Source organism: Streptomyces acidicola (assembly GCF_009377235.1).
Taxonomy (GTDB): Bacteria; Actinomycetota; Actinomycetes; order Streptomycetales; family Streptomycetaceae; genus Streptomyces; species Streptomyces acidicola.
In genome coordinates, this window is the sequence record NZ_VMNX01000323.1 from 1 (window position 1) to 8,150 (window position 8,150).

The 8,150-nt window shown below is 71.5% G+C and carries 9 protein-coding genes; 6 read left to right on the top strand and 3 right to left on the bottom strand.

From position 1 onward, the window contains the following. Together FPZ41_RS42185 and FPZ41_RS42190 are read left to right on the top strand one after the other, a co-directional pair. Nucleotides 1-507: class II fructose-bisphosphate aldolase (locus tag FPZ41_RS42185; protein ID WP_194236407.1), on the top strand; the 507-nt coding region annotated here is incomplete at its 5' end. Between the two features lie 25 nt (nucleotides 508-532). Then, on the top strand, nucleotides 533-1,303 hold the full coding sequence (locus FPZ41_RS42190; RefSeq protein WP_152869658.1) for an AraC family transcriptional regulator: 771 nt from the start codon (nucleotides 533-535) through the stop codon (nucleotides 1,301-1,303). On the opposite strand, the gene FPZ41_RS42195 is transcribed toward FPZ41_RS42190, so the two are convergent. Continuing rightward, complete coding sequence (locus FPZ41_RS42195) at nucleotides 1,293-2,441, bottom strand: methyltransferase (RefSeq protein WP_194236408.1); 1,149 nt, start codon at nucleotides 2,439-2,441, stop codon at nucleotides 1,293-1,295. The two genes, FPZ41_RS42190 and FPZ41_RS42195, sit on opposite strands and share 11 nt — an antisense overlap. 107 nt (nucleotides 2,442-2,548) lie before the next feature. Between FPZ41_RS42195 and FPZ41_RS42200 the strand changes: the two genes are divergently transcribed. From FPZ41_RS42200 to FPZ41_RS42215, 3 genes are all read left to right on the top strand, one after another. Next, nucleotides 2,549-3,196 (top strand): alpha-ketoglutarate-dependent dioxygenase AlkB family protein, encoded by a 648-nt coding sequence (locus FPZ41_RS42200; RefSeq protein WP_152869668.1) that lies wholly within the window; start codon nucleotides 2,549-2,551, stop codon nucleotides 3,194-3,196. A gap of 169 nt (nucleotides 3,197-3,365) precedes the next feature. Further along, nucleotides 3,366-4,601 carry an ROK family protein gene (locus FPZ41_RS42205; protein WP_152869660.1) on the top strand — a complete coding sequence of 412 codons (1,236 nt, stop codon included), beginning with the start codon at nucleotides 3,366-3,368 and terminating at the stop codon, nucleotides 4,599-4,601. A gap of 431 nt (nucleotides 4,602-5,032) precedes the next feature. Then, nucleotides 5,033-5,323: an SHOCT domain-containing protein gene (locus tag FPZ41_RS42215; RefSeq protein WP_152869662.1), complete on the top strand. Its 291-nt coding sequence runs from the start codon at nucleotides 5,033-5,035 to the stop codon at nucleotides 5,321-5,323. A 137-nt stretch (nucleotides 5,324-5,460) separates the two neighbouring features. Here FPZ41_RS42215 and FPZ41_RS42220 read toward each other — a convergent pair whose 3' ends face one another. After that, entirely contained in the window at nucleotides 5,461-5,967 is a 507-nt protein-coding gene (locus tag FPZ41_RS42220; protein WP_131570297.1) for an ATP-binding protein, read from the bottom strand. Nucleotides 5,968-6,215: 248 nt separating this feature from the next. Beyond that, nucleotides 6,216-6,539 (bottom strand): hypothetical protein, encoded by a 324-nt coding sequence (locus tag FPZ41_RS42225; RefSeq protein WP_131570295.1) that lies wholly within the window; start codon nucleotides 6,537-6,539, stop codon nucleotides 6,216-6,218. 349 nt (nucleotides 6,540-6,888) lie between these two features. Here FPZ41_RS42225 and FPZ41_RS42230 point away from each other — a divergent pair, with 349 nt between their 5' ends. Then, nucleotides 6,889-8,025, top strand: a complete 1,137-nt coding sequence (locus FPZ41_RS42230; RefSeq protein ID WP_322621429.1) for a PLP-dependent cysteine synthase family protein — start codon at nucleotides 6,889-6,891, stop codon at nucleotides 8,023-8,025. Nucleotides 8,026-8,150: the final 125 nt, after the last annotated feature.

Consider the following 8,150-nt stretch of genomic DNA (forward strand, 5'->3'; position numbering starts at 1 on the left):
GACGCGGCCTGGGTGGGTGGGAAGGACACGGCCTGGGTGGGTGGGAAAGAAGCGGCGCAGAGCGGTGGCGAGGCGGGGGCGCCGCCCCTCGACGCGCACGCACCCGGCGCCCGCACCGACCCGGACGAGGCACGCGCCTTCGTCGCCGACTCCGGCGTGGACGCCCTGGCCGTGGCGATCGGCAGCGTGCACGCGATGACCACGCGCACGGCCACGCTCGACCACACCCTGCTGGGGCGCCTGAACGCCGCGCTGGACGTACCCCTCGTCCTCCACGGCTCCTCCGGCGTCCCCGACGCCGAACTACGGGCGGCCGTCGCGGGCGGCATCGCCAAGGTCAACATCGGTACGGCGCTCAATGTGGCGATGACGGGCGCGGTGCGGGACTTTCTCACCGAGCACCCCCACGTCGTGGACCCGCGAAAGTACGTCCGTGCGGGCCGGGACGCCATGGTGACGACGGTGACCCGGCTCGTCGGCGTGCTGTGTGCGCGGACCGCCCCATGACGACACGTACTGGTATTTTCTCCCCATGCGGGAGACGGAGATCCACCTCGGCGAACCGCCCTTCGTCGCGGCCGTCGGCGTCGGTGTGCACGGCGTCGCGAGCCGCACGGACGTCTTCCGGCTGCCGGAGCTGTGGCAGCTGCACCTCTACCAGTACGACGCCGAACTGACCGTCGACGGCACGGCGCACACCATCCGCCCCGGCCGGGTCAGCCTCGTGCCGCCCGGCACCACGGTCCGCTACCGCTACCAGGGCCGCTCGGAACACCTCTACGCACACCTGCGCATCCCACCGGCCGGCCCCTCCCGCACGATCCCCGTGGTGCAGCACGCTGGACCCGAACTCCCTTTCCTTACCGGCCTGTTGCTCCAGGCAATGGCGGCCGCCCCGGGCACCCCCGAGCGCTCCCGGGCCGAGATCTGGACGGCGTTGTGGCGCGTCGCCCACCTCACCCCGGCCGTGGCGCACCCCTGCCCCCACCCGGCCGTCACGACCGCGATCGCCCACATCGAGGCCCACCTGGCCGCCCAGCTCACCGTCCCGGACATCGCCCGGGCGGCCGGTGTGTCCCACAACCACCTCACCCGGCTGTTCCGCGCCGAGACGGGCACCACGGTCGTCGGCTACATCCGGCGCCGCAGACTCGACCGCGCCCACCATCTTTTGCGCGCGACGACCCTCTCGATCCCCGCCGTGGCCGCCTCTGTCGGCATCCCCGACCTCCAGGCCTTCAACAAGGCCTGCCGACGTGAACTGGGCGCCTCCCCGCGCGCCCTGCGTGGAACTACCGCCTGACCGCCCTCAGCACCACGAACTTGGCGTCACTGGCCACGAGTTCACTGTTCCCGAAGAGCCGCCGCAGCTTCACGTGGTAGCCGAGGTGCCGGTTGCCGACCACCCACAGCTCACCGCCCGGCCGCAGCGCGCGCCGCGCACCCTGGAACATCCGCCACGCCGTGACGTCCGTCGTCGCCTGGTGGGAGTGGAACGGCGGATTGTTCAGCACGAGATCGACGCTGCCTGCCGCGAAACCCTCCATCCCGTCGCCGACGACGAACTCCGCCTTCCCCTCGGCGTTGGCCGTGTATGTCGCCTCCGCCGAGGCCACCGCCTGGTACGACTCGTCGACGAACACCACCTCGGCCTCCGGATCGCCCAGCGCCACCGTCGTACCGACGACCCCGTTGCCGCACCCCAGGTCCACGACACGCCCGCCGCCACGACCGTGCGGCAGGTGCCGGAGGAAGAAACGGGTGCCGATGTCGAGCCGGTCGGCGCAGAACACGCCCGCGTGGTTGACGACCGTGCGGCCGGACAACAGGCCGACGTCGCCAGGGAGTTGGTAGGTGTACGGCCAAGGGTTGGCGCCCCGCGCCTCAGCGGGGGACGGGTCCGGGGTGCAGAAGATCAGCCGGGCCTTCTGCTGCGCGAGGGATGTGCGGGTCGGGCCGATGATCCGCTCGAACAGGTTCAGCGTCGAGGTGTGGATCTCCTTGACCATGCCTGCGCCGACGACGACCGTCCCCTCGTGCACGCCGGGCGCGAGCCGGTGCAGCTGGTCCTCCAGCAGGGCAAGGCTCTTGGGAACCCGGACGAGCAGCACGTCGATACGGTCGGGAGGCGTGTCCTGCGTGGTCAGAAGCCGTACCGCGTCCTCGTCGACCTGATTGCGGGCCAGGTTCGCGCGGGTCGCCTGCCGGGCCAGGAACGAGTCGGTGAGCTGCGTCGGCCGGTGCGCCGCCAGCGCCGTGACGAGGGCGCCCCACCGGTCGCCGACGACCACGACCGACCCCGTCAGCGGTGTCCCGCTCTCCGCCAGGTGACGCAGCAGATACGCGTCGGCCGCGTCCCAGGCACGCAGCCGGTCGCGGGGATCCTCGGGGAAGCGGGCCAGTTCGTACTCGGCCCAGGGCGCGGTCATACGGTCGTTCATCGTGCGCCCAGGCTAACCGAGCCGTGGCTCACGCCTTCGCCGAGCCGCAGCTCACGACCGCCGACCTGCCCTGGGATCCGTTCACCGGGGTGCGTGATGATGGGCCCATGGACGCCGAGCTGTTCCCCCGGAGCCGTACGGAGATCGCGCGGGGCGCCGTGCACCTCCCGGACTGGCTCGACGCGGAGCAGCAGCGGCGACTGCTGGAGGCATGCCGCGAGTGGGCCCGGCCACCCGCCGGACTCCGCACCGTCCGCACGCCGGGCGGCGGCACGATGACCGCCCGGCAGGTCTGCCTCGGCTGGCACTGGTACCCGTACGCCTACGCCCGCACGGTCGTCGACGGCGACGGCGCCCCCGTGAAGTCGTTCCCGCGGTGGCTGGGCGACCTGGGCCGGAACGCGGTCGTGGACACCCTCGGACCCGATGCGGCCACGGCCCCGTACGACATCGCCCTGATCAACTTCTACGACGGCGACGCGCGCATGGGCATGCACCGCGACAGCGACGAGCAGACGGACGCCCCGGTGGTGTCCCTCAGCCTCGGTGACACCTGCCTCTTCCGGTTCGGCAACACCGAATCACGTACTCGTCCGCACACGGACGTGGAGCTGCGCAGCGGCGACCTATTCGTCTTCGGCGGGCCGTCCCGCCTGGCGTACCACGGGGTGCCGCGAGTACACGCCGGGACGGCGCCACCTGAGCTGGGCCTGACCGGGCGGCTCAACGTCACCCTCCGGGTGAGCGGCTTCTGACCAGCCGCACCCGTGGTCAACCCATGGGCGGTTCGTCATGGGAGACTCGCCCTCGTGACTCCGCTTCCCCACTTGAGGGGGGAGCTTCCAACCCGAAGGTTGCGGTCCAGCCCGAACCGGCCCCTTGCGGGGTATGCGAAACATATCAAATCCCCTCGCTAGGAGAGTGATGAACGGCAAGGCGGCCCTCAGGGCGACGGGCGAAGGGACCACGCGGACGCGGCTGGACCGGGGGCGCGGCGCGCTCGGCCCGGCGCTGGAACTCGTGCACACCGGACGCGCGCCGACACGGGCCGTGCTGACCGCCGAGCTCGGGGTCACCCGGGCGACCGCGGGCGCCGTGGCCGCCGAGCTGGAGGCCCTGGGACTGATCCGGGTCGACGCGCATCCCGGGGCCGCCGCCGGTTCCCAGGGCCGCCCCTCGCACCGGCTGGAGGTCGCCGAGGACGGGCCCGTCGCGCTGGCCGCGCAGGTCCACGCCGACGGATGGCGGGCCGCGCTCGTCGGGCTGGGCGGGCGGATCGTCGCCACCGCGCCCGGCTGCGAGACCGTCGACGCCGACCCGGCGAAGGTACTCGGCTCGGTCGTCGACGCGGGCGCCGAGCTGCTGCACGACACCGGCCGGAGATGCGTGGGCGCCGGTCTCGCCGTACCGTCGGCGGTCGCCGAGCCGGAAGGGCTGGCCCTCAACCCGCTGCACCTGGCCTGGCCCCCGGGCGCGCCCGTGCGGGAGATCTTCGCCGAGCGGGTGCGCGCGGCAGGGATCGAGGGGCCGGCCTTCGCGGCCAACGACGTCAACCTCGCCGCGCTCGCCGAGCACCGTCACGGCGCGGGACGTGGCGCCCGTGACCTGCTGTGCGTGGCCACCGGGCACCGGGGCGTGGGCGGCGCCCTCGTACTCGACGGCCGCCTGCACTCGGGGAGTTCGGGTCTCGCACTGGAGGTCGGCCACCTCACGGTCAACCCCGAGGGCCGCCCCTGCTACTGCGGCAGCCGCGGCTGCCTCGACGTCGAGGCCGACCCGCTGGCCTTCCTCCTGGCGGCGGGTCGCGATCCCGGCCCCGAGGTGTCGCTGCTCCAGCAGGCCAACGACCTGATCCGCACCCGGTACGCCGACCCGTCCGTCCGTACGGCCACGGAGACGTTGATCGACCGGCTGGGTCTGGGCCTCGCGGGCCTGGTCAACATCCTCAACCCGGACCGCATCATTCTCGGCGGCCTGCACCGCACGCTCCTCGACGCCGACCCCGAGCGGCTGCGGGCGGTCGTCGCCGACCGCAGCTTGTGGGGGCAGAGCGGGAGCGTGCCGATCCTGGCCTGCACGCTGGACCACAACAGCCTGGTGGGAGCCGCCGAGTTGGCCTGGCAACCGGTCCTCGACGACCCCCTCGCGGCGCTGGTCTGACGGATCGGAGGCTGAGCTCGGTCACCTGGTCGTCACGGTCGACGTAAGTGCCGCCGAGGGTGATGGTGGCGGTGAGGGGGACCCGCAGGGTGGCGGAGACGTCACCGTGCCGCGGATGCGGATGCGGATGCGGATGCGGATGCGGATGCGGATGCGGATGCGGATGCGGATGCGGACGCGGGCGCCGAAAGCGCCAGTGAGCGACGGTGGCGACACCGGCGGCACCGCCATTTACGGCCCTGAAGCCCAGGGAAGCAGCCGCCGCGGCCCCGCCTACTCCCCGCGGGGTACACGCACTGCCGCTGGCCGTACGACGACGCGGGCCCCCTCCCTGCGCGAGTCTCAAGGCATCTCGGAAAACGGGCCCCGGAGGCCCCACCGGCCCCGAGGCCCTGAGAGGCAGCCAGAGACCCAGAGGAGATGAGTTCGAGATGGAGACCCTTGCGCACTGGGACGGCGGACCCGGCCCGTGGATCCTGTTCTTCCCGCTGATCTGGGCGGCCGTCGTCATCGGCGTCGTGACCGTCCTCCGCCGCACTGTCTGGCGCGGCCGGCACGGACCCTGGCGCACGATGGGCGGCTATCGTCCGCCCGTCGACTCGCCCGACTCACCCATGGCGGTCCTCGGCCGCCGTTTCGCCTCCGGAGAGATCGACGAGGACGAGTACTGGCGCCGGGTGTCCGTCCTGGACGAGCACTTCGGCCGCGCGGGGAAGGGGTGAACGGAGTTCACCCGGTCCTGCGGGCCCTGGACGGGGTGAGCCTGTCGTCGCCGCCAAGTGGCGTGCCATCACCATCGAGTGAGAGGTGACCGCCGCCGCGTCGGCCCAGCGACGACGGTCACCCGGTCACCGCCCGGTCAGCCTGCGACGGCGGACCGGGCGGGAGCGTGTTCGGCCCTGCCGCGCCTGCGGGCGGCGGGCCGGTGGCCCGTGTCGTACCGCGAACGCTTCGGCACCGCGACCGGCTCCGAGTGGGCCGGAAGGGTGAACCACACGACCTTGCCAGACTCCTCGTGCGGCCGGGCACCCCAGCTCTCGCTCACCGCGGCGACCATCGCGAGCCCGCGGCCGCACGTGGCGAAGGGTTCCGCGTCCTGCACCACGGGAAGGCGCGGGTCGTTGTCGCGCACCGAGACCGTCAGCCGGTCGAGCAGCAGCTCGATCTCCACGGTGCACAGCTTGTCCGGCTCTGCGTGCCGGTGGACGTTGGTCAGCAGCTCGGTCACTCCGAGTGCCGCCCGGTCGATCAGGAAATCAAGGTGCCAGTAGCGCAATTGCGCAGAGATGATTCTGCGGACCTGGCCGATCCGCGACGGCAGGGCTTGGAGCTCCACCGTGCAGTGCCTGCTTGGCTTGCTGATCACGGCTGCGACTCCCCGAAATGAGGTCCGGAAGAAGACGGAGAACGGATCCAGCGAGGTGGCTGCGGGACAATCGCCGCCTGCTGCGGGCGACCGCGCACTGCGGCCGCATCTCTTGGCGCGGTGTGGCTGCGTACGGCGGCCGTCCGCGGTCGTGACCGGCGGCTGGTTCGCAGCGTTATCGCCGGTAAACCCAGAGTGACGTGAGAACAGCGTGACTCAGGGAGGGGTATCCCGCAACTCGCGGCTCCTCAGCGGTTGCGCCCCGCGGCCTTGCGTACCGCCTCGATGAACCGGCGCGCCGAGGGCGGGCCGGGCTTCCCCGGAGCGGGGTCGGTCTCACCGAGGGTCAGCGTGTAACGCGTGCCGTTCACATCGGCCAACGCACGGTCCTCGTGGGCGAACCAGGGCTTGGACGCGCGCACCGCCTGTACCGGAGCGCTGTCGATCTCGCTGCCGTAGCTGGTCAGCAACTGCAGCCTGCCGTCCCTGATCCGCACCTGACCGGCGCGTGTCAGTGAGCGCAGCCTCTTCTCGATCCGCACCCCCCTGGCCGTGAACTCCTGCTCCGCCATGCTTCCCGCCCCTTTGTACGTGTCGGCTCTGTCCTGTCACGAACCCGCGTGGCTCGTGATCCAGTGTGCGTGCCCCGTTTGAGTGTGCCTCCCCGTCCGGGCGTCTCGGCCCATGCGGTGCAGTCTGCACGTCTGCCGCGTCGAGCACCAGTGCGTAGGGTGCGGCGGGGGTGCGAGCGGGGGAGCACTCGGTGCATGCGCCCCCATGCGCCCGCGCACCCTTTGCAACAGGGGCGCTTTGAGTTGCTCAAAGGGGCGTTTATGCAGGTGAGGAGCGTGCTCCTGCTGTCTATGATCAGGGCGTCCGACCGCGCGACCCGCCGTCGGCGCGACGCGGAAGGAGCCCGCAGTGAGCATTCCTCACCCCACCACCACCGGTGAGACCGTCGACACCCTTGACGTCGACCACAGCGACGCGGAGTACCGGGCCTGGCTCAAGGAAGCCGTCCGCAAGGTCCAGGCCGACGCCCAGCGTTCGGCCGACACCCACCTGCTCTCCTTCCCCCTCCCGGAGCACTGGGGCATCGACCTGTACCTGAAGGACGAGTCGACGCACCCCACGGGCAGCCTCAAGCACCGCCTGGCCCGCTCCCTCTTCCTCTACGGCCTCTGCAACGGCTGGATCAGGCCGGGCCGCCCGGTGATCGAGGCGTCCAGCGGCTCGACAGCCGTCTCCGAGGCGTACTTCGCGGGGCTCATCGGCGTGCCCTTCATCGCCGTCATGCCCCGCACGACCAGCGCCGAGAAGTGCCGACTGATCGAGTTCCACGGCGGACGCTGTCACTTCGTGGACGACCCCCGGACGATGTACGAGGCGTCCGCCGAGCTCGCGGCCGCGACCGGCGGCCACTACATGGACCAGTTCACCTACGCCGAACGGGCCACGGACTGGCGCGGCAACAACAACATCGCCGAATCCATCTTCCGCCAGCTGGAGTTGGAGCGCTTCCCGGAGCCCACGTGGATCGTCGCCACGGCCGGCACCGGCGGCACCTCGGCGACCATCGCGCGCTACGTCCACTACATGCAGTACGACACCCGCGTCTGCGTCGCCGACCCGGAGAACTCCTGTTTCTTCGAGGGCTGGACCACCGGCGACCCGGACGTCACCTGTGACTGCGGCTCCCGCATCGAGGGCATCGGCCGCCCGCGTATGGAGCCCAGCTTCGTGCCCGGCGCCATCGACCGGATGATGAAGGTCCCGGACGCGGCGAGCGTCGCGGCCGTACGGGCCCTGGAGGCGACCATCGGCCGCAAGGCGGGCGGCTCCACTGGCACCGGCCTGTGGAGCGCCCTGAAGATCGTGGCGGAGATGGTGGCCGAGGGACGCCGGGGCAGCGTGGTGACGTTGCTCTGCGATCCGGGGGACCGCTACCTGGACAAGTACTACTCGGATGCCTGGCTGGCGGAGCAGGGGCTGGACATCGGGCGGTACGAGGCGGCGATCGAGTCGTTGTTGCGGACGGGGGTGTGGCGCGCCCCTTAGCTTGACTCTGTCGGGGATCTTGGAGTTTCGCGGTGCGGCAGCATGGTCAACGGGCATGCTCGGGTAGTTCCGATGACCGATGCAGTTGTCGAGGTGCCCGTTGTCCCTCCGTCCACGTTCCGGTG